The organism is Paenibacillus sp. 01T442 (assembly GCF_056398345.1).
The window spans coordinates 51,930-76,740 of sequence record NZ_JBFTPF010000023.1 but is presented as its reverse complement, the minus strand read 5'-3'; the positions used below and the strand labels follow the sequence as shown (position 1 = coordinate 76,740).

The 24,811-nt window shown below is 45.0% G+C and carries 21 protein-coding genes, 1 riboswitch and 1 other annotated feature; of the genes, 6 read left to right on the top strand and 15 right to left on the bottom strand.

Annotation, left to right across the window (positions count from 1 at the left end; genetic code table 11):
• Nucleotides 1-65: 65 nt before the first annotated feature.
• Nucleotides 66-1,355, top strand: a complete 1,290-nt coding sequence (locus AC1DLM_RS18795; RefSeq protein ID WP_477570819.1) for an ammonium transporter — start codon at nt 66-68, stop codon at nt 1,353-1,355.
• 45 nt (nt 1,356-1,400) lie between these two features.
• Here the strand turns inward: AC1DLM_RS18795 and AC1DLM_RS18790 are convergent, their stop codons facing one another.
• The 9 genes from AC1DLM_RS18790 to metA all read right to left on the bottom strand — a co-directional run bounded on the left by AC1DLM_RS18790 (nt 1,401) and on the right by metA (nt 13,016).
• Nucleotides 1,401-1,781: a hypothetical protein gene (locus AC1DLM_RS18790; RefSeq protein ID WP_477570818.1), complete on the bottom strand. Its 381-nt coding sequence runs from the start codon at nt 1,779-1,781 to the stop codon at nt 1,401-1,403.
• A gap of 78 nt (nt 1,782-1,859) precedes the next feature.
• Nucleotides 1,860-3,383 (bottom strand): methyl-accepting chemotaxis protein, encoded by a 1,524-nt coding sequence (locus tag AC1DLM_RS18785; RefSeq protein ID WP_477570827.1) that lies wholly within the window; start codon nt 3,381-3,383, stop codon nt 1,860-1,862.
• 324 nt (nt 3,384-3,707) lie between these two features.
• On the bottom strand, nt 3,708-4,406 hold the full coding sequence (locus AC1DLM_RS18780) for a 3D domain-containing protein (protein ID WP_441991096.1): 699 nt from the start codon (nt 4,404-4,406) through the stop codon (nt 3,708-3,710).
• Nucleotides 4,407-4,547: 141 nt separating this feature from the next.
• Nucleotides 4,548-6,482: a threonine--tRNA ligase gene (thrS, locus tag AC1DLM_RS18775; RefSeq protein ID WP_477570817.1), complete on the bottom strand. Its 1,935-nt coding sequence runs from the start codon at nt 6,480-6,482 to the stop codon at nt 4,548-4,550.
• A 445-nt stretch (nt 6,483-6,927) separates the two neighbouring features.
• Nucleotides 6,928-7,875 carry a putative sporulation protein YtxC gene (locus AC1DLM_RS18770; RefSeq protein WP_477570816.1) on the bottom strand — a complete coding sequence of 316 codons (948 nt, stop codon included), beginning with the start codon at nt 7,873-7,875 and terminating at the stop codon, nt 6,928-6,930.
• Nucleotides 7,876-8,418: 543 nt separating this feature from the next.
• Nucleotides 8,419-9,555 (bottom strand): cyclic dehypoxanthinyl futalosine synthase, encoded by a 1,137-nt coding sequence (mqnC, locus tag AC1DLM_RS18765; RefSeq protein WP_056609487.1) that lies wholly within the window; start codon nt 9,553-9,555, stop codon nt 8,419-8,421.
• Between the two features lie 136 nt (nt 9,556-9,691).
• The gene (locus AC1DLM_RS18760) at nt 9,692-10,870 is read right to left on the bottom strand and encodes a trans-sulfuration enzyme family protein (RefSeq protein ID WP_477570815.1); all 1,179 of its coding nucleotides are present in this window, start codon (nt 10,868-10,870) and stop codon (nt 9,692-9,694) included.
• Nucleotides 10,867-12,036 (bottom strand): aminotransferase class I/II-fold pyridoxal phosphate-dependent enzyme, encoded by a 1,170-nt coding sequence (locus AC1DLM_RS18755; protein ID WP_441991145.1) that lies wholly within the window; start codon nt 12,034-12,036, stop codon nt 10,867-10,869. Before AC1DLM_RS18755 ends, AC1DLM_RS18760 begins: the two co-directional genes overlap by 4 nt.
• Nucleotides 12,037-12,071: 35 nt before the next feature.
• On the bottom strand, nt 12,072-13,016 hold the full coding sequence (metA, locus tag AC1DLM_RS18750) for a homoserine O-acetyltransferase MetA (RefSeq protein ID WP_477570814.1): 945 nt from the start codon (nt 13,014-13,016) through the stop codon (nt 12,072-12,074).
• 113 nt (nt 13,017-13,129) lie between these two features.
• Nucleotides 13,130-13,256, bottom strand: a riboswitch (SAM riboswitch).
• Nucleotides 13,257-13,498: 242 nt separating this feature from the next.
• Here metA and AC1DLM_RS18745 point away from each other — a divergent pair.
• Together AC1DLM_RS18745 and corA are read left to right on the top strand one after the other, a co-directional pair.
• Nucleotides 13,499-13,726 carry a hypothetical protein gene (locus tag AC1DLM_RS18745; protein ID WP_171630034.1) on the top strand — a complete coding sequence of 76 codons (228 nt, stop codon included), beginning with the start codon at nt 13,499-13,501 and terminating at the stop codon, nt 13,724-13,726.
• 302 nt (nt 13,727-14,028) lie between these two features.
• On the top strand, nt 14,029-14,967 hold the full coding sequence (gene corA, locus AC1DLM_RS18740; protein ID WP_477570813.1) for a magnesium/cobalt transporter CorA: 939 nt from the start codon (nt 14,029-14,031) through the stop codon (nt 14,965-14,967).
• Nucleotides 14,968-15,054: 87 nt separating this feature from the next.
• Here corA and tyrS read toward each other — a convergent pair whose 3' ends face one another.
• Nucleotides 15,055-16,311 (bottom strand): tyrosine--tRNA ligase, encoded by a 1,257-nt coding sequence (tyrS, locus tag AC1DLM_RS18735; RefSeq protein WP_441991144.1) that lies wholly within the window; start codon nt 16,309-16,311, stop codon nt 15,055-15,057.
• A 61-nt stretch (nt 16,312-16,372) separates the two neighbouring features.
• Nucleotides 16,373-16,635: a binding site (T-box leader), on the bottom strand.
• 65 nt (nt 16,636-16,700) lie between these two features.
• Nucleotides 16,701-17,714, bottom strand: coding sequence for an HRDC domain-containing protein (locus AC1DLM_RS18730; protein ID WP_477570812.1), 1,014 nt, complete (start codon nt 17,712-17,714; stop codon nt 16,701-16,703).
• Nucleotides 17,715-17,919: 205 nt separating this feature from the next.
• Here AC1DLM_RS18730 and AC1DLM_RS18725 point away from each other — a divergent pair, with 205 nt between their 5' ends.
• Both AC1DLM_RS18725 and AC1DLM_RS18720 read left to right on the top strand, forming a co-directional pair.
• Nucleotides 17,920-18,213 (top strand): DUF3055 domain-containing protein, encoded by a 294-nt coding sequence (locus AC1DLM_RS18725; protein WP_056609472.1) that lies wholly within the window; start codon nt 17,920-17,922, stop codon nt 18,211-18,213.
• Nucleotides 18,214-18,265: 52 nt separating this feature from the next.
• A complete protein-coding gene (locus AC1DLM_RS18720; RefSeq protein ID WP_441991090.1) occupies nt 18,266-18,577 on the top strand; it encodes a hypothetical protein in 312 nt (103 codons plus the stop codon).
• Nucleotides 18,578-18,639: 62 nt separating this feature from the next.
• Here the strand turns inward: AC1DLM_RS18720 and AC1DLM_RS18715 are convergent, their stop codons facing one another.
• Nucleotides 18,640-20,124 (bottom strand): tagaturonate epimerase family protein, encoded by a 1,485-nt coding sequence (locus tag AC1DLM_RS18715; protein ID WP_477570811.1) that lies wholly within the window; start codon nt 20,122-20,124, stop codon nt 18,640-18,642.
• 177 nt (nt 20,125-20,301) lie between these two features.
• Here AC1DLM_RS18715 and AC1DLM_RS18710 point away from each other — a divergent pair, with 177 nt between their 5' ends.
• Nucleotides 20,302-21,150, top strand: coding sequence for an AraC family transcriptional regulator (locus AC1DLM_RS18710; RefSeq protein ID WP_477570810.1), 849 nt, complete (start codon nt 20,302-20,304; stop codon nt 21,148-21,150).
• 83 nt (nt 21,151-21,233) lie between these two features.
• Here the strand turns inward: AC1DLM_RS18710 and AC1DLM_RS18705 are convergent, their stop codons facing one another.
• The 3 genes from AC1DLM_RS18705 to ssuE form a co-directional block, all read right to left on the bottom strand.
• The gene (locus AC1DLM_RS18705) at nt 21,234-22,571 is read right to left on the bottom strand and encodes an ABC transporter substrate-binding protein (protein ID WP_477570809.1); all 1,338 of its coding nucleotides are present in this window, start codon (nt 22,569-22,571) and stop codon (nt 21,234-21,236) included.
• A gap of 543 nt (nt 22,572-23,114) precedes the next feature.
• Entirely contained in the window at nt 23,115-23,990 is an 876-nt protein-coding gene (locus AC1DLM_RS18700) for a 5'-3' exonuclease (protein ID WP_477570808.1), read from the bottom strand.
• A 131-nt stretch (nt 23,991-24,121) separates the two neighbouring features.
• Nucleotides 24,122-24,664, bottom strand: a complete 543-nt coding sequence (gene ssuE, locus AC1DLM_RS18695; RefSeq protein ID WP_441992229.1) for an NADPH-dependent FMN reductase — start codon at nt 24,662-24,664, stop codon at nt 24,122-24,124.
• Nucleotides 24,665-24,811 lie beyond the last annotated feature (147 nt).

The following is a 24,811-nucleotide window of genomic DNA, read 5'->3' as shown; positions in this document are numbered from 1 at the left end:
ACCCATGTCATCAGAACCGTATAATTGGGCAGAGAACGCAAGTATTATAAGGAGAGATTACAGGAATGGATCAAATCCAACAACTCACTTCTGGCCTAGACACCATTTGGGTCGTATTGACTGCTGCGATGATTTTATTAATGGAAGGCGGCTTCGCCTTACTAGAAGCAGGCTTTGTCAGACAAAAGAATGCCGTCAGTATCATCATGAAAGTATTTGTCGATATCTCATTCGGTGCGCTTATTTTTTATTTTTTTGGATTTGCACTTATGTACGGTAAAGACATCGGAGGCATCATCGGTACAACAGGCTTTTTCATGGGCGGAGATTTATCACACATCGCGTTGACAATCTCACATGAAACCTATTGGTTGTTCCAATGCGCTTTTGTTATTGCCGTTATTTCAATTGTATCCGGTGCTGTAGCAGAACGCATTAATTTTCGCGCTTATATTCTTTATACGATAGCCATGACCGGATTAATCTATCCCATTGCTGGCCATTGGGTTTGGGGTGTTGGCGGTTGGCTCGGCAAGCTTGGCATGGTTGACTTCGCTGGATCCGCTGTTATCCACGGACTTGGTGGCTTCTCCGCACTCGCCGCAGCTATGATTATCGGTCCCCGAATTGGTAAATTTTCTGCCGATGGTAAAGCGAACATTGTCCCCCCTTCTAATTTGCCCCTAGCTTCTGTAGGCGCATTTATCTTGTGGTTCGGTTGGTTTGGTTTTAACTCTGGGAGCACGTTAAGCGCTACCAATACATCGATCGGCCACATCGCGGTTACCACGATGCTTTCCGCCGCAGCCGGTTGTGCAGCCTGCATTCTGTTCACCATGATGCGCTATCGCAAAGCGGACCCGCCCATGGTCATTAATGGCGCACTCGCCGGACTTGTCGGAATAACGGCAGGTTGCGCATTCGTCAGTGATGCAGCAGCGATCTGCATTGGTGCAATCTGCGGGATTGCCATGGTCTACGCAACGGAAATACTGGAAGCTAGACAGATTGATGATCCCGTTGGCGCCTTTCCCGTACATGGAATCAGCGGAAGTATCGGCACCCTCGCCGTTGGCTTATGTGCGAAGCCGGATGCGATCCGCGAAGGAACAGCTGGCTTATTCTACGGCGGAGGTTTCCACCTCCTAGGCGTTCAAGCACTTGGCCTTGTCACCGTCTGCGCGTGGGGTTTCTTCATCACTTGGGTTTTCTTGAAGCTCATTAAACTTATCGTTCCATTACGGGTGAGTCGCGACGAAGAGTTAATTGGGCTAGATGTTGGCTCACATGGGGTTCCAGCATATAGCCAAGAAGAAGGATTCTTGGACCTACAACACTTGAAGAATAACCAATGAAAATAAAGAAGAGGGCACCGCACACGCAGTGTCCTCTTCTTTATTTTAGGATGAGAATATGTCTTCAAATTCCTCCGGAAACGTAATATCGTCCCCAGGCTTAGAATCATTCATAATTTGTCTAGCTTGCTCGATTTCGGCACGGAGCTTTCTGACTTGCTCCATAGGTTTCTTCACATAATGAATATATTCAACAGCTAGATGATGATCAGGTTTCTTACCGGTCAACATGCGTCGAAAAGATGACATGGTTTGATAAGCCCGTTCTTCTTTCATTCTCTTCACTTCATATCGCTCAACAACCTGCTCAATTTCCCGAGCTTGCTGCTCTTTCCGCGTAATAAAAGCCTCCAAGAAGGGAAGTACCTCCGCAGCTTTCCTTGTTGTTTTTAAGGGCATACCATCCGATCGTAATGCTTGCAGCATGTTCCATCACCTATCTCTCCGTGTCAAGATTTATAACAGTAATCTTATTTTACACTAAAAAGAGTGGTTTGAGAACTATTAATTTAACACTAAATCAATTCCAACGACACCAATAGGCGTTCCCATGTCATCTATAACGGATTTCGACAACGTAATGCATGGTTTTTTCGTAATAGCTGACACGTATTCATCCGAAATGAAGAGCTCACCTGCCATTGCACGCTTCCACCACTCTCTCCCCTTGGCATTCACTAGCCCTGCTTCTGGTTGAGAGTAGATGAAGGTTCCATCTCCGCGATTCGACCATATCGCTTCTATCCCTGCTGTTTTCTTCAAAATCCCATGTAAATGCGAGGCATGCTTATCTTCGACCAACGATTTGATGTCAGGTACGCGAACAAGCGCATTCAATAATTGTTTCATTTCTTCAATGTTGACATGAATAGTTCCCTGCTTGCTCTTCATGCCAACAGCTTGTATGGCCGTGATCAGCTCAGCGGAAGAACGATCTAAATTCTGATTAATATGCTGCAATCTCGAAACCTCGTGCCGTTGCTTCTTCATTTGATCCAACGTATGCTCAACGCTCGACATCGTCTCATTCATCAAATCCACGACTTCCCCTAGAGAAGTTCTGGTCCCAGTAACCAGAGAGGATTGGTGCTTCGTTGAACTCGTCGTACTTGCAACTAGGCTATTCACATGCAGGATCAAAGAAAAGATCGTATCGATCTTGCCTTTCATCACCTTCATCTCATCAATCCCATGTGTCACTGAGGCTTTCTCTTCTGCCACTGCAGCGACAACTTGCGCGACCCCACTTTCAATATCAGCAAGTAGCTCAGATGACTTCTGAACGGCTTCATGACTTTGCGCAGCTAGTTTCTTAATTTCTTGCGCTACCACGGAGAAGCCTCTTCCATTCTCACCAGCTCTAGCCGCTTCAATTGATGCATTCAAGGCAAGTAATGACGTTTGGGCAACGACCTCTGTAATGAACGTATTGATCTCTTCAATTTTCGACGTATGCTCGGTCAAATCTTGAATTTTCTTCTGCATCGTATCATTGTTCACATGCAAATCGTTCATTACTTCATCTGTTGCATTCAAGGAGCGACAGACGTCCACTACGGTATCTTTGGTTTGTTCACTTTCACGATGCATATGTAACGACGAATCCAGGATCTGATCAGCAGCTGCAGCCACTTGCTGAATCGCAGCAAAAGCTTCTTGGAGCTGTCCAGCGGCATGTTGGCTTCGCCCCTTCAATTCCTCTTCTCCTTGAATAGAGGCATCCGCAATTTGAAGAAGATGTCCGATGGAACGATTGACCTCTTCTACTGCCGCTGCTAATCGATCCGCAACAACCTGAGATTCTTGAATAAAGGTACGGAATTGTTCTTCGTGATCAAGAGCCCCTTGTTCTCGCTGTTTACCAGATGCACTAGCGCTTAGTAATGCACCTAAGCCCATTAAGATAAAAACAGCGACACTAACTACGGCAACCCATTTCGAAGCAGAAAATAAAGCGAATACATTTACAAGCATTCCAATAAGTGCAAAACCGTAGAACCAAGCTCTCTGCTTTGAATCCGTCCACATATGCAACCGGAACTCCTCCCAAAAGGAACAAAATGTTAGTTTTTGTTACATTATATCGAATATAGGAGGGCTTGAAAAGAATTAAAAACGGAGACCCTCTCGGATCTCCGTCTTTCCAACAACGCTATTTGTTATTTATTTTGGTTTTGTGTGTTGTTTTGTTGCTGCTTATTAGGTACCGCTACTTCAGTAGCAAATTCCGTGTCTTGYGTTGCTTTCTTGTTGTTGTTGTTCTTGTTCTTTGCCATGTCAATCACCTCCTGTATGAGTATCTTTTCCCAAACAGGACTTTTTATGAATTTCTTTTTTCCACAAAATTAACCATTACAGTGCTTTGGCTGGAGCCAATATTTCATCCTTCAACTGCTTCCAAATGACCTCAGTGACTTTGCCATTCCCTTTTTTCACCACGAAAACCTTGACCGTCTTTTTACCCCATTCTTTATATACCTGATCCTTCGTGTTGAAATAAAGATCAATTTTCTTCCCTTTAATCGCACTTCCTGTATCTGCCACAACCCCGTAACCGTAACCTGGAATAAACAATACAGTACCTAATGGGAATACCCTTGTATCTGCTGCTATAGTTGATAACGCCTTATCATCACGCATGACTTTCATACCAGAATACGTGATTCCATAAGAAGGATGGTCTGGATTCTTTCCTGTTGATTCTTTACCCGCAGAATATCCGGTCGCTGTGACTTCAACTACCGTGTATTTGGATAAATCAGAATCCAAGTTGGGAATAAAGCGATAACTTGCCTGTTGTTGATGCTCCTGTGCAACAGGGCGTGCAACCGGAATCACCGCACCCGCTTGATTGTCCTGCTGATTTCGTATATGGGTATCGGTATTTGCCGCCCTATAGTTCCCCTGATAACTTGCCTCTTCTCCGAAAAGCACGACCATAACGGTAAGCACCATCCACGCCAAAATCCATTTGGATTGCTTCGAAGTATCGGTTATTTTCATCGTAATTAAGCCTCCCCCTACTAATGTAGGCTTTCCATTTCCTTTCATCACTAAACCTCCACATACAGACTCACTGTATAACATGTCCTTCTTTTAACCACTTATTCACATCGAAAAGGATTTTTGAGAACGCAAAAAAGCAGAGAAGTGACTAGCACTTCTCTGCTTCTTAATAGGAACAAATGGGAGTTACAGTTTGTTTTTAATTTCTTCTTGAATCATGTTGATGACTTCATTAATCGGCTGTGTACCTAGATCCCCTTGACCGCGTTTACGGATGGACAAACTTTCATTCTTCACTTCATTTTCGCCTACGACAAGCATGAACGGAATTTTCTCCAGCTGCGCTTCCCTGATCTTATACCCTAGCTTCTCATTACGATTGTCCGCTTCAACACGAATACCAGCTTCTCTCAGTTTCTCCGTAACTTGATTGGAGAACTCTTCGAACGCAGGTGAAACCGGAATAACCTTAGCTTGGGTTGGCATTAACCATGTTGGCAACGCGCCAGCGAAATTCTCAAGCAAGAAGGCTGTCATACGCTCCATTGTGGAGATGATTCCTCTATGGATTACGACTGGGCGGTGTTTCTGACYATCTTCCCCTGTGTATTCAAGTTGGAAGCGTTCAGGCAATAGGAAGTCGATTTGCGCAGTCGAAAGCGTCTCTTCCTTCTTGAGCGCAGTCTTGATTTGAACGTCTAGTTTAGGACCGTAGAACGCCGCTTCGCCTTCTGCTTCATAGAATGGCAAGCCTAGTTCTTCAACTACTTCACGCAGCATACGCTGGGAAGTTTCCCACATTTGATCGTCTTGGAAATATTTCTCCGTGTCTTTCGGGTCACGGTAAGATAGACGGAAACGGTAATCAGTAATTCCGAAATCTGCGTACACTTGACGGATCAATGTAACAACGCGGGAGAACTCTTCTTTAATTTGATCCAAACGGCAGAAGATATGAGCGTCATTCAATGTCATTGCACGAACGCGGTGCAAACCAGTCAAAGCACCTGACATCTCATAACGGTGCATCGTGCCAAGTTCAGCGATACGAACCGGCAAATCACGGTAACTGCGCATGTCACTCTTGTACACCATCATATGGTGCGGACAGTTCATTGGACGAAGGACAAGCTCTTCATTGTCCATGATCATTTTCGGGAACATGTCTTCTTGGTAGTGTTCCCAATGTCCAGAAGTTTTGTAAAGCTCAACGTTAGCAAGTACAGGTGTATACACGTGTTGGTAGCCTAGACGTTCTTCCAAATCAACGATATAGCGCTCCATTGTACGTCTTAGCTTCGCGCCATTTGGCAACCAAAGTGGTAGGCCTTGACCAACTTCTCGTGAGAATGCGAACATTTTAAGCTCACGACCTAGTTTACGGTGGTCACGCTTCTTCGCCTCTTCAAGCAAGTGCAAATGCTCATCCAATTGCGCTTTCTTAGGGAACGCAGTCCCGTAGATGCGTTGCAGCATTTTATTTTTTGCATCTCCACGCCAGTAAGCACCAGCAACACTCAACAATTTGAACGCTTTAATGCGTCCTGTTGACGGCAAATGAGGTCCGCGGCAGAGGTCAAAGAATTCCCCTTGATCATAGATCGTAAGAACGGAATCTTCCGGTAGATCACGGATCAATTCAAGCTTGAATGGGTCTTCCATCTCGGTGAAAATACGAATTGCTTCCTCACGGGATACAATACGTCGGGTAATCGCCAAATTTTCGTTTGAGATGCGCTCCATTTCCTTCTCGATTTTGATCAAATCTTCAGGGTTCAGCGGTGTTTCCAAATCGATATCATAGTAGAAGCCATCCTCAATCACAGGACCGATTCCTAGCTTAACTGCTTTATTGCCATAAATACGCTTGATCGCTTGTGCCATCAAATGCGCTGTGCTATGACGGTACATTTCTAGTCCTGCTTCGCTATCCAGTGTTAAGATTTCAACATCAGCATCATGATTCAAAGCGAAGGATAAATCTACGGATTTCCCGTTTACTTTACCACCCACTGCATTTTTCTTCAGACCGGATGAAATGGATTCCGCTACTTGCTCAATTGTGGTCCCTACTGCATACTCTCTCACTGCGCCATCTGGTAATTTTACTTGTACAACCATCTTTCCTGCCTCCTAATTGTGTAAGTGAATAGTGAATTGAACCGGAATAAACGGCTACATTGTCCTGTTGGACATACGCGTTTATCTTGGTTCATGCAAAGCAAGTTTAATACATAAACTTAAAAATGAACGCAAAAAAGCACACTTCATCCCATAAAGGGACGAGTGCGCTCAGCTCGTGGTTCCACCCTAGTTCGATTCGCTCTAACCCAAGGGAAAGTCGAATCCTCATCAGCATTCGTTAACGGGAATGATTCCGGTACTGTATAGTATCGCACCTGCAAGTCAGGTCGAATTCCACAATACGGCTACAAAGGGGTAAACAATCCGATTCGCTGAAGGAGATTGCAGCCTGGTCTCCTCTCTCTGAGCAGTTCATACAGAAAGTTCTTGTCTTTGATACTAACGCCTTCGATCACTATTATAAATGGCGAGAGGGACAAGGTCAAGGGGATAGTTGATCCTGCTTTTTGGCATCTCCGAGATAAAGGTCGCACGTACGGCAATAACTGCACACCGATGTACGGTCTTCGAAGATTTGTCCTATCGTCTTAATAATCGTTAATTCGGGATCCCGTGTATGAATATAAATGTTGGCGGGAGAGACAGTGATCAGAGTGCTCACGATCATATCCTCGAAATTGATGTCCTTCTCCAACATCTCCATTCGAAAGCTGGCATCAAATTCATTCGCATCAATGGGTTCCATCCGATCATTCAGAATGACGAACTCATGGCCGCCTTTGTGAATGAGATGCGCTGCAGGTATTTTGGCCTCTTGAATGTACACGAAATATTGTAGAAGCGAAATAAATTCCTGATACTGGCGGTCCATCATAAACTCATCAATCGCATATTCGGCAATTTCCCTTAGTTCTTCCCTATACTCCTGAATGCGGAATTTGAGGAAGCCATCTAAGCTAATCTGCGGGTTCTCCTCGAGCAATGCGTTTATCTGTTCCTTAAGCAGCCCAATACGACGAAGCCGACTTGGGCTGCTATTCATCAGCGGCAACCCTTCCAGCTCACTCTCTTGGATCAAGGATTGCTTACAGTAACCTTCTATGGCCTCGATGTCTGACTGCTTTTCATATTTAAAATCCTTGGTGATCAAGTTACGTAAAATGCTGGATTCCTTGTCCGCTACAATGTGGCTCGCCAACACTTCAGCTACGCAAGCTCGTACTTGAACCTCATGAATATGTGGATCGTGGATCACACTTCCTGCTTCCGCTTCCACATAAATAAAAGCACGTGTTTCACACCAAATGTAGGTAKCCGTCAAACCATTTTGGGCGATATGTAAATGCTGCAGCGCTTGCTTCACCTGTGCGCTTAGCGAACGTACATAGGATTCCTCGACATTGATTAGGGCAATTGCAAACAGTTCCATGTGCTCACTCCTTCCATCTATGCATCCTCCTCTTAAGAGTATATGGTCGATGCGAGGGAGATATACAACGAACAATTTGCCATTTGCGTAAGAAGGGAAAATGCAAAAAAGGAGCAGCACACGGCTGCCCCTCTCGAAAGTAAGGAGGCGATTTACAGCTCGATCAAAGCCTTCACAAGAAGGAAGGGGAGAACACCGATAGAGACGAAAGCATAAAGAAATCCTTGTACAAAGCTTTTGAGCAGTTTCACAAAAATCACTCCGATCTTCAATCTCGAATTTGTGGTGTCCCCCCATTGTACTCTTATTGACCTACGGTTACCTGAAACTTAGCTTAATTTATACTTAAAATGGTGAAAAAACTGGTAAAAACTTTGATGATTTCGAGCAATTTCATCTTGTAGACGTTGGGTGTAACGGAGTTAGTCGGTTCATCGACTATCTCGGGGCTGTTGACCTCGAAGACAAAAAAACGCTTATCCCTACAAATCCCACCAGTGGGTTTGTAATAGATAAGCGTTGTCGCTCATGGTTCAGCACATTTTAGTTCTGCATCACAAAATCACGATCAATCTTCACATTCTCGTCGTCAAACACGCGCAGAATCTGATACTTCGTATTCCGCTGCGCTGGGATTTTGCCTGCTTGACGGATGATGTCCAGCGTCGAGGACACGTTAACCTTGTGCGTGGTGCCCGCCGCGGATACAACGTTCTCTTCGATCATGGTGCTGCCGAAGTCGTTACAGCCATAGCTCAGCGTCTGCTTGCCAACCTCAGGTCCCATGGTGACCCATGAGGATTGGAAGTTCGGCACGTTGTCCAGCATGATGCGGCTGATCGCCAACGTTTTCAAGTACTCTTCAGGCGTAACTTTCTCCGCCTTCATATTCGTGTTGTCCGGTTGGAACGTCCACGGAATGAATGCCAGAAAACCTGGTGTGTTCAGCTTCTGCAGCAGTACATCGTCTTGCGCATCGCGGATACGTAGCATATGCAGAGCCCGCTCTTCCATGGATTCGCCGAAGCCAATTACCATTGTACCCGTCGTATGCATGCCGAGCTTGTGAGCCGTCTGCATGACATCCATCCAATCGCGCCAAGAGCCTTTCAACTTGGAGATCTTGCGACGCGTGCGGTCATCAAGAATTTCTGCTCCGCCACCTGGCAACGAATCAAGTCCCGCTTCATGCAATTGACGAACGATTTCCTCCAGCGATAAACCGCCGGAAACATCCTTCATTTTCATAATTTCAGCGGGCGAAAAGGAGTGCATCGTTATATCGAAGCGCTTCTTAATTTCTTTTAAAATATTCGTATAGTAGCTGAATGGTAGATTCGGATTCGTACCGCCTTGCATAAGAATCTCAGTTCCGTCAACATCCAAGGTCTCTTGAATCTTCTGGAAAATCGTTTCATCCGGCAGTACATACCCTTCCGCGGAACCTGGTGGACGGTAGAAAGCACAGAATCGGCAATACACATCACAGATGTTCGTGTAGTTAATATTCCGCCCAATCACAAAAGTCGTGATCGGATCTGGGTGCCATTTTTTCATAATCTGATTAGCGGTGTCGCCAATTTTCTCTATTTGATCGGATTCGAACAGCGTAATGCATTCTTCTACATCAATTCGCCCGCCTGCTTGTGCTTTATTTAAAATGCGATCGATCGGTTTCATTACTACTCACTCCTTTACTTTCTGAAGGCTCGTATCCATTTATCGTACCATACTCATGCCAAAAAAGCAGCACGGGGCTGCTTTTTCCAGTCGTTATTCCTATGCAAATATGAATAATTTCTGAATACCACGGTGCTTAACCGCGCAGAGCTTGTTCCAAATCTTCGATGATATCTTCGATATCTTCTAGTCCCACCGAATATCTCACGAGACCATCCGTAATGCCGCGCAGTAAGCGAACTTCCTTCGGCATAGCAGCATGAGACATCATGGCCGGATAGGACAAGATACTCTCTACAGCACCCAAGCTCACAGCTACGAGCGGGATTTTAACTTTACTTAGCAACTTCTTCGCTTTCTCGCCAGAGCCAACGTCAAATGAGACGACAGCACCATAGCCAAGCGATTGCTTCTCATGAATTTCTCTACCTGGGTGGTTAGGCAGACCTGGGTAGTAGACCACGTCGATATCCGGTTGCTCAGTCAGCCATTGTGCTAATCTGCGAGCACCCTTCTCAGACATTTCCATACGGGCTTGCAACGTTTTCATACCGCGAATGAGCAGCCATGAATCTTGAATGCCGAGCACGTTCCCCATGCCATTTTGAATTTGCTTCATTCGACGACCAAGGCTGTCATTCGCTACAACAGCTAGCCCTGCTAACACATCACTGTGCCCGCCAAGAAATTTCGTTGCACTATGCAGTACGATGTCAATGCCTAGCTCAATTGGACGTTGATGATAAGGTGTCATGAAGGTATTATCCAACATCGTAAGCAGGTCATGCTCCTTCGCAAAAGCAGCAATCTCACCAATATCCGTAATACGAAGCGTTGGATTTGAAGGCGTTTCAATGAATACAGCTCTCGTATTAGAACGTAGTGYTGCTCTCACCTCAGCGATGTTCGTCATATCTACAAACGTAGATTCCACACCCATGCGATTCATAATCGTAGTCAGCAAACGATAGGTACCGCCGTACACGTCTTCCGTACAGATGACATGATCTCCTTGCGACAACAACATCAATGCAGAAGAGATGGCTGCCATCCCTGAGGCGAACGCAAATCCACGCGTACCGCCTTCTAATAATGCGATGTAATCCTCTAATGCTTGACGCGTCGGGTTACCAGAGCGAGTGTAGTCGTATTCTTGGTTTGCTTCCAAATCAGCCTGATGAAAGGTTGAAGCCTGATACAGAGGCACGCTGGATGCCCCTGTTGCCTCATCAATTTCAGCCCCAAAATGGATCAGTCTTGTGGCAAATTTGCCGTGTGCTTTACGTTTCTCTTTATCCGAAGAAGAATGGCTCATAATTGTGAAGCTCCTTCCAACTCGGCATGTGCTGCATCTAGGGCGTTCGACAAATCCGCGATCAAATCATCAATATGCTCGATCCCAACAGAGAAACGAAGCAGACGGTCATCGACACCAATTTGCTCTCTAATTTCTAGCGGAATGTCCGCATGTGTTTGTACAGCTGGGTAGGTCATCAAGGATTCAACCCCGCCTAAGCTTTCTGCGAATGCAATGAGCTTAATATGCCGAAGAATTGGTTCAATTAAGCGAGCATCCTTCACCTTGAAGGAGAATATCCCTGTATTGCCGCTGGATTGTTTATTTTGAATCGCATAGCCAGGGTGTGATTCAAGCGCTGGATAGTATACGTCTGAAATCAACTTGTGCTGGAGCAAGAAATTCGCAATCGCCGTAGCATTCTGCTCATGACGCTCCATACGCAACGCGAGGGTTTTCATCCCTCTCATCAGAAGCCAGCTGTCTTGCGGTCCAAGCACAGCTCCAATGGAGTTATGGAGAATAGCCATTTGCTCCGAAAGCTCTTTCCCTTTTGTAACAATCAGACCCGCTAATACGTCGTTATGTCCGCCCAAATATTTCGTCGCGCTATGGATGACGATATCGGCCCCAAGCTCAATTGGACGTTGTAGATAAGGCGTAAGCAGCGTGTTATCGACGATGGAGACGATGCCCTTTTTACGGGCCCATGTACATACAAGCTCAAGATCTGTGATCATCATCAATGGGTTCGTTGGTGTTTCAATAACAAGACCCTTCGTATTGGACTGATACGCACCTTCTAGTGCATCCAAATCATTCGTATCTACATACGTAGCCGTTACACCGAAACGGGACATGATTCTTTCCAATAGACGATACGTACCACCATATAAATCCAAGGAAACAATCAAATGATCACCTTGGCTGAAATAGGCGAAAATCGTTTGCAATGCCGCCATTCCTGAGGAACATGCAAAGCCTGCATCTCCGGACTCGAGCTGAGCAATAGCGTCTTCTAGTACTTTACGCGTTGGACTTTTCGTCCGCGCATAATCAAATCCAGTGCTCTGTCCCAGCTTAGGGTGGCGAAACGCAGTTGATTGATAAATAGGAAAGCTAACAGCACCTGTAACAGGTTCTTCAATAGAGCCAATTTGAGCGAGACGACTTTCGATTTTCAACAAGAGAATTTCCTCCTCAGGGTATGGGTTCGATTTTACAATTGCGAGCTTGCCAAGCTTTCATTTATGTTTACCGTCAACTCAAAAGGTGTTTCTTGATATACATAATAGTTCAGCCAGTTCGAGAACAGCAAATTCGCATGGGCTCTCCAAGTGTTGTAAGGCAGTCTACTCGGATCGTTATTCGGGTAATAATTGTTCGGAATATCAATCGGCAGCCCTTTGGCCACATCGCGGTCATACTCCCATTTCAAGGAACAAGCATCATATTCCGAATGTCCTGTCACGAAAATATGCTTACCATCGCGCGTTGCGACGATATATACACCAGACTCATCGGACTCTGATAAAATTTCTAAATCTGGACATCGCTCAATATCTTCACGATTAATATCAGTGTGACGTGATTGCGGAACATTGAACACTTCATCAAAGCCGCGCAACAGCTTCGTGTTCGGAACACTTACCGTATGTGGGAATACGCCAAATGCCTTCTTCTCTAGCGCATATTTGCGTACGCCGAAATGATGGTATAAACCTGCTTGAGCCGCCCAACAAATATGCAGCGTGGAAGTCACATTCCGCTTGCTCCATTCAAGAATTTGGGTTAGCTCTTCMCAATAATTCACGTCTTCGAAATCCATTTGTTCTACGGGCGCACCCGTAATAATCATACCATCCAGCTTATCGTCTTTGATATCATCAAACGTTTTGTAAAACATATCTAAATGTTCGAGGGACGTATTTTTGGAAGTGTGAGTTTTCGGATGTAGCAACACGAACTCCACTTGCAGTGGCGTGTTCCCGATCAAGCGCAACAGCTGCGTCTCCGTCGTTTCTTTGGTCGGCATTAAGTTAAGCAGGGCAATGCGAAGTGGACGTATATCCTGGTGATACGCGACAGATTCGTCCATGGTGAAGATATTCTCTTGGTTTAAAATTTCTTTGGCAGGCAGGTTGTCAGGAATCTTGATCGGCATCCTGTTCACTCCTCTTCATTAATTTAGGTTTAGTTGAAAAATTTATGTGAAATGCAAAAATGACCTTCCCTGGAATCAGAGAAAGGCCATGAAAAATCAAAGTCAATGTCCTTCTCTTATCTCCCAGATTCGCTGTAAACAGCGTTTCCGCAAGAATTAGCACCGTGCTCCCCTTTTTGCAAAGGTTTGTCGGTTGCCGGGTGTCATAGGGCTAGTCCCTCCACCTACTCTTGATAAGAAAACGTAACGTATGCGATTAGCATTAYCATACTATAAAATTAACGAAAGTCAAGATGGTTAGACTTGTACATGTCAGTGATCCTAAAAAAATTAGTAGTTGTAGCCAAGCTATCATTAAAATGATACAATTTGTATTGTGGTAAACTGTTTAAGTTTAGGTACTTAAGGTTATTACTAAGGATTAGCGTTTCATAGCAGATGTTTCTAAACGAATAAGAATTTTTGAAGAAATGAGGGCTATAATGTCAACCCAAACATCGGATAATTTCTCTGCATTCGCCTCCTTACATCGTTATTTTGCCTTTATTGAAACCGACAAACCTACACTTGAACAAGCCGAAATCGCTGTCTCACAGCTTCATCTCGTTTATGGTGCTGAGAGTGAAGATGATCTGATGAAGCGCGGCGGTCCTGAGATCATTCAAATGTACACAGACGTCAAAAATAAGATTTTAAATGCCGCCAAGTAAGTTTTGGCGGTTTATTTTTTTGGCACAGACTTTGCCTATTCTCCATAAGCTAACTTATCGACAATTCCCCTTATTGCATCAAACTTTTTGGCTTGAAACAGGGTATATGAACAGGTATACTAGACAAGTATTCGACACGGACGGAAAAGGAGGGCATACGCTTGGACGGAGAACCGAGGAGTAGAACCTGCAAGGCGAATAAACAATTTCAAAGTGTAGGAATGAAGTCGGTTAATCCATCATCCAGGGCATTGCTCTTCTAGATGTACTAACCGGCTGATTCCATTCAAAGGGGTGGGCAGATGAAAACACGGTTGGTTCAAAATGGTATTTTTACGTTAGTTGATGATGTTACTGCTGCGCTTACACCTCCAAGCCAAGGCTTCTATTGGATTGATGCGGGAATAGAGGATTTGGAATTACTTCAGCCTCTTTTCCATTTGCACGATTTGGCCGTAGAAGATTGCCTTAGTGAGGAAGAACAGCGTCCTAAGATTGAATTTTATGATTCTCATTATTTCATAGTCATTAATAGTATTCGGTTCGATGATGAAGAAATTTTCTTACGCRCACTTAATCTATTTCTAAGCAAACATGTGATCATTACGGTAACACGACAAAAAATTAATGAGCTGCGCGCACTCAAACCTTTCCTCTGGGAGGAAGAAGTTAACAGTGCCGATCGATTCTTATATCATTTGGTCGATCTCGTCGTCGATAACTATGTGGCGGTCGGTGACCGAATTGAAGCCAAGATTGAGAAACTKGAAGAAGATATTCTGATGGCGACGAAGAAGTCGCATTTGAATGAGATTATCGGTCTTCGTTCTGAAATTTTGTGGTTGAAAAAGGTGCTTGCGCCTCAACGTGACGTCATTGGGACGCTCGGTAAAAAAGAGCTCCGATTGATCGATCATCAGCTCCAGAAGTATTTCGGCGACATTTATGAGAATGCCGTCAAAATCGTTGATACGTTCGATACGCTGCGCGATCTGATGGGGAACTTACGAGAAGCTTATCAATCCAGTCTCGCGAACCGCGCCAATGATATCATGCGCGTGTTTACCGCGTTAACAACGATCTTCATGCCCTTGACCTTCATTACCGGTGTTTTCGGGATGAATTTCGATAATATTCTCGGGCTGCACCTAACCCCTCATGGGGATGAAATCGTGCTCGCCTTTATGGGCGTCCTCGGCATTGCCATGTATGTCCTGTTCCGTAAGAAAGAATGGCTATGATCGACTCAGATCGATGTATAGATAAAGGGTGACTTCAAGCAGAAACGTAGCAAATCTGCTGAGGAGTCACCCTTTTTGGCATTCAACTTACAATAGCTTGATTCTAACAAACTTCCGTTTCCCGACTTGCAGAATATCGCCATCCACCGGTGTAATTTGCGCATGAATATCCGTCAACTTCTGTTCGTTGATTTTCACAGCTCCTTGCTCCACGCTCCGTCTAGCTTCCCCATTCGACGATTGCAAGGATAAGCTGACTAACAACTTGATAATGGACATGCTTCCTGCTTCCAGATGGCTACTGTCGAGATTTACTTCCTCAATGTCATCTGGCAAAGCGCGCTGTTGAAAAACAGTAATAAAATGCTTCTCCGCCTCCTCAGCTGCTTCCACACCGTGGTACATCTCAACATACAATTTCGCCAGCCTCAGCTTGGCATCTCTTGGATGGATCGTACCGGCTTCGAGTCCTTGCCTCAGCTCTTCCATTTCGGCATTCGACAAACCTGTCGTTAACTCGAAATATTTGAGCATGAGCGTATCCGGGATGGACATGGTTTTGCCGAAAATGTCATTCGGCTGCTCATCGATACCGATGTAGTTGCGCAAGCTTTTGCTCATCTTCTGAACGCCATCCAGCCCTTCTAGCAGAGGCATTAGGATCGCTACCTGACCCTCTTTGATCTCATAGGCCCCTTGAAGCGTACGCCCCATCAAAATATTAAAAGTCTGATCGGTTCCACCGAGCTCAATATCACTTTCTAAAGAAACCGAGTCGTAGCCTTGCATAAGCGGGTAGAAAAATTCGTGCACATGTATCGGCTGATTCGCCGCATATCGTTTGGCAAAGTCATCTCTTTCCAGCATACGAGCAACCGTCACTTTACCAGCAAGTCTTAGCACATCATCGAAGCGCAGTTCACCCAGCCATGTGGAGTTATAGTAGAAGGATGTTTTGTTTAGATCCAATACCTTGGCTAGCTGGGTCTGATACGTTTGCGCGTTATGCTTCACGTCTTCCTCCGACAGCTGTTTGCGTGTCTCGGATTTCCCTGTCGGATCGCCGATGCGCCCCGTGAAATCACCAATAATCAGCTGTACCTCATGTCCCAAGTCTTGGAATTGACGAAGCTTGTGCAGGACGACCGTATGTCCAATGTGGATATCCGGTGCAGATGGATCCAATCCTAGCTTTACTTTCAGCGGCGTCCCTGTCACTACCGCCTTCATAATCTTCATCTTCAGCGCTTCTTCCGGCACGATTTCCGCTGCGCCGCGTTTGAGGATACCCCATTGATGCTCAACTTGTTGCTGCTGCTCCTCAGTAAGCTTTTCCCATGACAACATACGATCCCTCCATTCGATTAGTTATAAAAGAATACAAAAAAGACAACCTCAACGCCCACAAAGGGACGAGAAGGTTGTCTCGCGGTACCACCCTAATTAAAGAGATTGGTTGCACGCCTACTGGCATGCCACTTCTCTTTCACTTAGAAAATTAACGACAAATAGTTTGCCGGGTGTAAGCTACTAGTGCTCGATAGAGCATGTTCCCTCCACCAACTCAGAACTGTAATTCGGACAATATGCTTGCATCGGTTCGCACCTTCCACCGACTCTCTGCAGCAGCGGCATTTCTCCTACTTCGGGCTTCACCCATGTTCGTCATCGCTTTGACGGATATTAGATTATTGACCATTTAATCATATCCCACAGGCCTTTGTCAATGCACATTAACTAGCTGCTTGGATCGAATTTCTTTCCTTCTCTCTGCGAAAACGTAACCGAAGCAAACGCAGCCATTCATAGGCACGGTCTAACTCTTTCCCCTTCAGTTCTTCCGTCCCGATGAGACTCTTAAGAACGGGCTTTAAATAGCGATCACCTTCAGATTCATACGCATTCCATGCTTTAATTTGCTCCTCCTCAGGAATCGAAGCAAGTTCAGCTTCCACGAGAGGATCCATATCGTAGCCTTCACGATCCAAATCTTCCACCCACAACAGCAATTCTCTCCGCGGCATCGTCAGATTCGCCTGAAGATCGGCCAAGTTCCCGCCTCCAGCAACGATTTCTAACAGCTTGCGTTTGCTGACTTCACGATCAAGCTCGATTCGCAGCTTCTGCTCCTTCTGAGCAAGCAGCCAACCCTCAAACTTCATCGTATCCACATAATTGGCAACCCAATCTAAAGGAAATCCGTTCGTGCGCGTGCACTCGCCAATCCGTCCAAGCAATTGATCGGCGTACTGCGCCGTTTTCTGCTCGCCAAACCCAGGAATTTGCTGAAGCTCTTCCCTGGTCTGCGGCAGGAACACTGAAATCATCCGTAGGACACGGTTCGTAGCAAGGATGTATGGTGCCTTCTTCTCACGTGCAGCCTGCTCACGGCGCCATGCACGCAGTGATTCGAACACCTCTTCATTCGGATTCTCCTCGCAGTAATACGTTAGCATTTGGGTCATTTTCGCTTTACCAGAAAGTCCTTGCGTAAGATCTAATTCTGTGTGTACCAACGGACGGAAGCCGCTTCTGATTTTCTCGCGTAAGCCTTGACGGAACGCAAAAAGCATCTCATCCCAGCTTATTCCTTGGAACCATTCGTCTTGCTCCAGCTTACCCGTCAAGTCAGGTTCACTCCAGTACACACTCCAAATCCCTTGTTCTTCGACAATCGAAACCTGTGCGGAAATCACTTGCTGATCCCCTGAATTCTTCTCTAACGTGTTCAGAAATACAATGTTCATCTCTTTCCATGCCTCCAGACGTTGATATGAAATAGGTTTAAGAAAAACGAAAAAGCACCTCTTCTGCCCGCAGGACAGAAAAGGTGCTTCCTTTTTCTAATATCCAAATCATACCATGTTTGTCAGTTAGGCGCAAGAACCGTTTTGCCCCCAGACCCTTATCGGTTATAATAGGTTCATACTAGAAAGAGAATGGAGGGCCCTCATGTCTGATTATGACTTTTTATATGATCATCAAGAAGAAACAACAACGCGTTTTGTCTGTTTCGTTGGCAATGCTTTACACCGTTTTGACCTCGCGATCATGACCACTACCCGCTATTACGGCAAGAAGCTGGTCATCGATTTGCAATCGGGACGCAGCGCAGTGATTGGACCAGATGATTTGAACGAAGAAGGCTACCTCGAGCATGTATTCAAGATCAACGAAGAACAAGCTCAAGAGCTTACCGAATTTTTATCCCAAATTATTGGATCCATACATTTTACGGATATTTAAGGGATTATCGGGGGACACTGGAAAAAGCAAAACCTGAAAAGGAGGCTTATCCATGCGTAAAAAGTCACCACACATCAACAATGTAGAGGGATTAGGCTTCCTCTCAGAAGACCGCCTCGCTGCGTACACAGACCTCAAGTCGGTCGAATCACAGCGTAATGACATGATCCCCGAGGAATTTCCCGAGGGGCCTTATGGCACAAGTATGTTGTCAGAATCCCTTGGGAAAAGTACCCCTTGGCGAGAGGATCAACGCCCTACCAACCGTTTTGCTTATGAGAATCGTGAGCTGCACGAAGGTATTACAAGGGACTATCCTGGAGCAGATGATGCTATGGGAGAGTCTACCGAGGGCTTGTCCTAGGTAAATGAGAAACGCCACGAACACCCGTTAAATGGGATGTTAGTGGCGTTTTTTTCACTTCACTATTTACCGAGCAATTCCAAGTGTCTGCCGATATGATGACGAAGTCCTTCTGCAAAGGTATCTTCTTGATCCGCCAAAGTTTGGAAGAACTCATCCGCAAACGTGCGGCTTCCGTCTTCATTCTTCGCTTGAAGAAGCAAACCATACGTGATGTGCAGCAATTGACGTGCATTATTTTCTTCCATGTAATCAGGCAGCTGCGCATCGGTTACATCGCTAAGTGGAGCGATAGCGTTAATGTCTGTCGTTACATGGTAGTAAGCTGTCGCTTCGACAAAATGATCAAGTGCATATTGGTGCATGCGGCGATAAAGTGTAGGATTCACTTTGGCTACAACACGTACCGCTTCGAGCCAGTTTGTACCCGCGGTTTTGATATGGAACAGGCCATTCGTGTATTGACCGATCAATGGGAACACACTGAATTTATCACTGCCGGAATGAATGCTTAGCTTGTATTCAAAATGAACAGCAATCGMTGCATGACTAGCTAGCTCACGCTCAAATTGCGCGATATCTCCGATGTAGTCGATCCCTTTTTGGAATTCGCCGCAGAAGCGTGGCGCCATGCTGAAAATCACAACGCCGCGATCACGAAGCTCATTCGCTACCAAATAGTGTGCCTCAGGGGAAGTTGGCGTCGCTGTTTCATCGATGGAAATTTCGAAATCAACTGCACGATCAAGTGTAACGATATACTTGCGGTAGATCGCTTCCATGAAATTAATAGCTGCATCATAGATCAATACATCTTTCTTCAAAGCTTCTGCTGTATAGGCAAGAGTAGCTCCTGGTACATTGGGTGCTGTTTGAAGGTAGCGCTCTTCATAGCGGCTGCGCAAGCTAGCAGGCAGTTGCTCATATTTCGCCGCGATTTCTGCTTCGCTCATGGATTCAATCGTGTTGTCGATATTCTCGGAGCAATCTAGTGTCAACATCGTAAAACCAAGACGCAACGCGTACTCGATGTCCTCTTCTTTCTTCAAGTGGTCGCCGTCAGCGCCGTAACCATCTGTGTAGCCCTCTTGCAGAACGGCATAAGCTGCTGCATCCAATACATCCTCATACGTGCGGCCCGTCAAAGCAAGCTCACGAATACTTTGTTGCGCTAGAACAGGACGAATGTCTTTGCCGCGGATCGTTTGGATATGGCCAGGACTTGCAATCCCAAGTCGATCACCTAAGCCCATAGTCGCTACTTGTGTACCGAAGGCTTGAGGAGCTGTATAAGGCAAAAATTGATTGATAACCAGTCGATTTGCATGTGTTAAAGGAGCTACTTTACCGCCTTCTACAACTTCACCTTGCAGTTGGTCAAACAATTCTCCTGAGCCTACGACGATTAGTTGCTTACCTTCTGTTGTACGTACCATAAGCAGAGTCGTATCTCCCACTTGCGTTAGGGAAGATGTATAAATTTTAATGACATCGGATGAGAACTCGTTTACTTGTCCTGCGCGTACTGCCTCTATAAGTGCGTTCATATTAAATTTCCTCCTATTTGTGCAAGCGTTTGCTAATCAATCTATAGCTTCATTTTATCGCAAGTATGGAGCGTTTTCTCTTCATCTATTCCTATTTCAAGTAAAAACTATTCATATTTTTCACTAATTTCATGATATACTTCAGTTACCTCATTTCCAAATAAGGAGTTGCCCTATATGTCGCGTACCGTTACCTTCGGCAATGAAGATAAAGGCCCTTTTTACATTCAGCATATTCATCGTTCGGGCCCTTTCGAGAGGACTCAGCATATGCATGATATGTACGAGCTGTATTATTTATACGAAGGAGAACGCATGTATTTTATCCGTGATCGATCGTATCTCATTCTCCCAGGAGATTTGGTCCTCATTAATCGACGTGAGCTTCACGCTACCTCAGATTCGGATAAACTAGGTCATGCGCGAGTTGTCATTAATTTTAGCGATAGCCTATTGGACCACACGAAAGAAGAGGCTCCATTCCTGCTAGATGCCTTCACACATGCTACGCCTGTTCTGCGATTGGATCTGCCTACTCGAAGACTCGTCGAAGATATTCTTGGCAAATTAATTCATGAAGCGAAGGATCCCCATATTGGACAAACTTTCGCGATCACACACTTTCTAATTGAATTGCTGTTATTCACAGCACGTTTCGTTCGCATACATCCTATCACTTCACCTGAACACGTCTCGCCCTTACACCGGAAAATATCCACCATCGTACGTTTTATCAACACCCATTTCGATGAACCGGTGCGACTGGAAGATCTTGCCGAACAATTTGAAATCAGCCCCGCCTATTTAAGTCGGATGTTCAAAGAAATCACCGGATTTTCACTCGTTGAATATGTGAATCTCGTTCGGGTGCAAGAAGCTCAGAGGCTGCTGGCAACGACGAGGCTAAAAGTCATCGTGATCGCCGAGCAAGTAGGTTTCGGCTCCCTCGTGCAATTCGGACGTGTGTTCCGTCAAATGACGAAAATGACGCCGCTGCGTTATAGGCAGTCGGCTGTTGTGCGATAGTGAGGTAGAACAAAAACAAGTACCCACAATCTGAACACTTAAGGAAGTATCCGATTATGAGTACCTGTTACTAGAATCACGTATTACTTTTTGTTTTTGTCCAAAATTGCTGTTGCATCCTTACGGAATGAGACCGCCGCTTCTTGAACCGTTATTTTCTTGTACATGATTTTCTCAGCTGTATCTTTAAGCAGCTTCTCGATTTCGATGGAACCAACTGGGTTCGGAGGATCCATTGGCGCACTGTTTTTCTCAGCCCATGCGACATAGTCAAATACTTTGATTTCATTCGGGCTTAACAGCGGTTTCAAAGCTTCTTTCACTTTAGAAGCAACAGGTACGCCGCGCTCGCCTTTAATAATTTTATTTGCTTCAATATCATTGATCCAGAAATCAATAAATTTAGCAGCTTCTTCTTGTACTTTGGAACTGCTTGATACGGACCAGTACATACTTGGTTTCAAGAATAACCCTTTGTTTGCATCAGGACCTGGCATTGGCTGAAGCACAAGCTCACGCTTAGATGCCGTAGCTAGACCAATGAATTGATTAGACCAACCATTGGATGAAATGGAATTACCCAATGTCAACTCGTCATCTTCTGGTGTGCCTTTCTTTTGAGCAGCTTTATCAAGCGCCAGTACACTTCCAGCGTCATAATATTTCTGGGAGCGATTGAAATAGTCAACAAACAGCTTATCATCGTTATAACCAAGGGCTGTGCCTTCTGCGTTATACATTTTTTGACCAAGTGTACGCAGGTAATAGGGGAAGAAAACGTCATCCCGGAAGCCGCCCGTGATTTTGCCCGCAGCTTTTGCTTTGGCCGTAATTGCATCCAAATCATTCCATGTCCAGTTCTTTTCAGGAGGCGTAATACCAGCCTTTTTCAACATCTCGAAATCCATGATGCTGGTCAAAGCATTAACCCCTAAGTTCATAGCGACAAGCTTCCCGCCTACTTGACCACCTGAAACTGCATTTGGACTAACATCGTCCACGTTCAATATTTTACTCTTCGTAAAAGGCGTCAAATCCGCCAATTGGTTTCTTCCACCGTATTGTGTTAAATACGAGATATCCATTTGTATAATATCTGGCAGTTGGTTAGCAGCAGCCTGAGGAGCCAGCTTTTTCCAATAATCATCAAAAGCTGCATATTCAGCTTCAATTTTCACGTTCGGATGTGATTTCTCATACATTTCGATAACTTTCAGCGTATAATCGTGGCGCGCTTGACCGCCCCACCAGGCCATGCGAAGCTTTACTGGATCCTTACTTGCACTGACAGTTGCACTAGGAGTCGTTGTTGGTGGCGCCGTTGTAGCTCCTCCACTTTGGTTACTAGAAGTACCCGAAGAACAAGCGGTTGCTGTGAAAATCATGGATAATGACATTAATGTGACTACTGCCTTTTTCATGGTTTTTCTCCCCTTTTTACGTACATTTTCAGAAACCGTAATCGCTTACATTTCTATTATCTGCTAAAAATTAACATTCGGTAATCAAAAAAACCGTCATCTTTGTTCAATTTTCAGTTTCCGCTACGTGTAAACTCAGCAAACTTACTCCCGCTTCTACTCCTTCTCTTACCTCTACTTCTACTTCTACTTCTACTCCTACTCCTACTCCTACTCCTATTTCAACAGCCGAACCAATCTCCATCGCCACAAACAAATTAAATGGATTTTATGTTGTTATTTTTGCTGATTCTCGCTATTTGGGAGCAATAGCTGGATTTCCTACAGTTAATTTCTGATAAAAACCACCAAACTATCAATCTTCCTCGAATTAGATGTACTTTTTCCATCTACTCATTAAATTTCAGATAAATCGGCAATATTAACTGTATATTTTACATTTATTTGAAAAACTAGCTACTTAACTGACCACACAGCTTGGCCTAAGACCTCAGGTATAAAAAAGACAGCACCTGATTTCAGGTACTGTCCCTATTTGATGTCTCATCCGATCAATCTTATTAATCCTTTGTACGCAATTTCATCGAATTTGCTAATGACCTTCTCCCGATCCATCGCCCACGCGCAATCTTCAAGCGCACAAGCGACCGGCGCATCCAAGCGAATCGTTGCCAGATCAAGCGATAGATGCAGCATATCCAGCTCCGCTTCGATCTTAGCCCTTACACCTTTGGGAAGTGCAGCTAAGTTCTCGAGGATACCCGCGATGTTCACATATTCGTTGAGGAGCTTAGTTGCCGTTTTTTCCCCAATTCCTTTGACCCCTGGATAATTATCAGCAGTATCACCCGTTAACCCCTTCAGATCAATGATTTGAGCTGGGGTTAGGCTTTTCTCCTCCATGAGCGTTTCTAGCGTGTACACCATGTAGTTGGATTGCCCTTTTTTCATAATAATAACTTCGGTATTCTCATCCACGAGCTGGAGCATATCATGATCCCCGGTTAAGATCTGCACCTTTGTGTGGGGGCTGTATGTACGAGCCAAGGTGCCGATACAATCATCTGCCTCATAACCAATAACGCCGACATTCGGAATGTTAAAGCTGGCTGTCACTTCTTTGACCAAATCAAATTGTGGAATTAACTCCTCGGGGGCAGGTCCGCGATTCGCTTTATAAGATTCAAATTTCTCCGTACGGAAGGTCTTGCTTCCCATATCCCAACAACATACGACGTGAGTTGGTTTGAACGTGCCGATTGCATCGAGTAAATATTTCAGAAATCCGTAGACACMGTTGATAGGCACACCGTTATCGGTTCTCATGATGTAACCACTAGATGATGTAGCATAAAACCCGCGAAATAATAAGGCCATGCCGTCTACGAGCAGCACAGATTCAGATGAATTTTGTGACATTGATAATAGCTCCCATTCCTGTGAAAATATGAATTCATTACAAGTAGTATAGCACGCCACACAGGTTCCCGACACGCAGAAACCCGCCATCAGCAAAAGTTACCAAAGACGGGTCAGCGTGTGCTATGTAATTAGCGGCTCGTATGCCATTTAATTTCCTGAATGAATTCCGTTACGGATTCCTTTAAACGTGAAGAGATTTCATCATCGAGAATAGCTTGACCTTGGTCGCCCCATGTCACTTGTTTATCAAGCACGTACACGCCTTGTAAAATATTCTGTGCGCCTAGGACAGACAACACTGGTTTGAGTGCATAATCGATCGCAAGCAAGTGCGCGTAGGTTCCTCCAACCGCTAATGGAAGTACGATTTTACGCTCGAGTCCTTTTTGCGGCAGCAGATCCAAGAATGCTTTCAACACGCCTGTGTAGGAAGCTTTGTAGACGGGCGTAGCTACGAAAACAGCATCTGCTTCAGCCACACGCTTACTCGCATCCACAATGGCTTCACTGTCGAACTTCGCATATAACAAATCCTCAGCCGGCAGGTCGCGAACCTTAATCCAATCTACTTCCAAACCTGCTTGCAGAAGCTCGCTCTTAGCAACTTCAATGACACCATGTAATCGGGAGGTTGGGGTTGGACTTCCTGAAATAATTACTACTTTAGCCATTTGATTCACGCTCCATTAGCAATTTGTGGGTGAAAAAAGAGACTCCGCCTCCATGTATTCGGGTACATAGTGGGAGTCTCCTGCTGTTCGGTCGACTTATTTTAATTCACAGTAATTCACTTGGAATTATATTACCATGGCATCTAA

Coding starts and splice junctions, on each gene's coding strand:
- AC1DLM_RS18795 (WP_477570819.1), top strand. CDS start 66: ATGGATCAAATCCAACAACTCACTTCTGGCCTAGACACCATTTGGGTC.
- AC1DLM_RS18790 (WP_477570818.1), bottom strand. CDS start 1,781: ATGCTGCAAGCATTACGATCGGATGGTATGCCCTTAAAAACAACAAGG.
- AC1DLM_RS18785 (WP_477570827.1), bottom strand. CDS start 3,383: ATGTGGACGGATTCAAAGCAGAGAGCTTGGTTCTACGGTTTTGCACTT.
- AC1DLM_RS18780 (WP_441991096.1), bottom strand. CDS start 4,406: ATGAAAGGAAATGGAAAGCCTACATTAGTAGGGGGAGGCTTAATTACG.
- mqnC (WP_056609487.1), bottom strand. CDS start 9,555: ATGAAACCGATCGATCGCATTTTAAATAAAGCACAAGCAGGCGGGCGA.
- AC1DLM_RS18745 (WP_171630034.1), top strand. CDS start 13,499: ATGTCAACCCAAACATCGGATAATTTCTCTGCATTCGCCTCCTTACAT.
- AC1DLM_RS18730 (WP_477570812.1), bottom strand. CDS start 17,714: ATGAACATTGTATTTCTGAACACGTTAGAGAAGAATTCAGGGGATCAG.
- AC1DLM_RS18725 (WP_056609472.1), top strand. CDS start 17,920: ATGTCTGATTATGACTTTTTATATGATCATCAAGAAGAAACAACAACG.
- AC1DLM_RS18720 (WP_441991090.1), top strand. CDS start 18,266: ATGCGTAAAAAGTCACCACACATCAACAATGTAGAGGGATTAGGCTTC.
- AC1DLM_RS18710 (WP_477570810.1), top strand. CDS start 20,302: ATGTCGCGTACCGTTACCTTCGGCAATGAAGATAAAGGCCCTTTTTAC.
- AC1DLM_RS18705 (WP_477570809.1), bottom strand. CDS start 22,571: ATGAAAAAGGCAGTAGTCACATTAATGTCATTATCCATGATTTTCACA.
- ssuE (WP_441992229.1), bottom strand. CDS start 24,664: ATGGCTAAAGTAGTAATTATTTCAGGAAGTCCAACCCCAACCTCCCGA.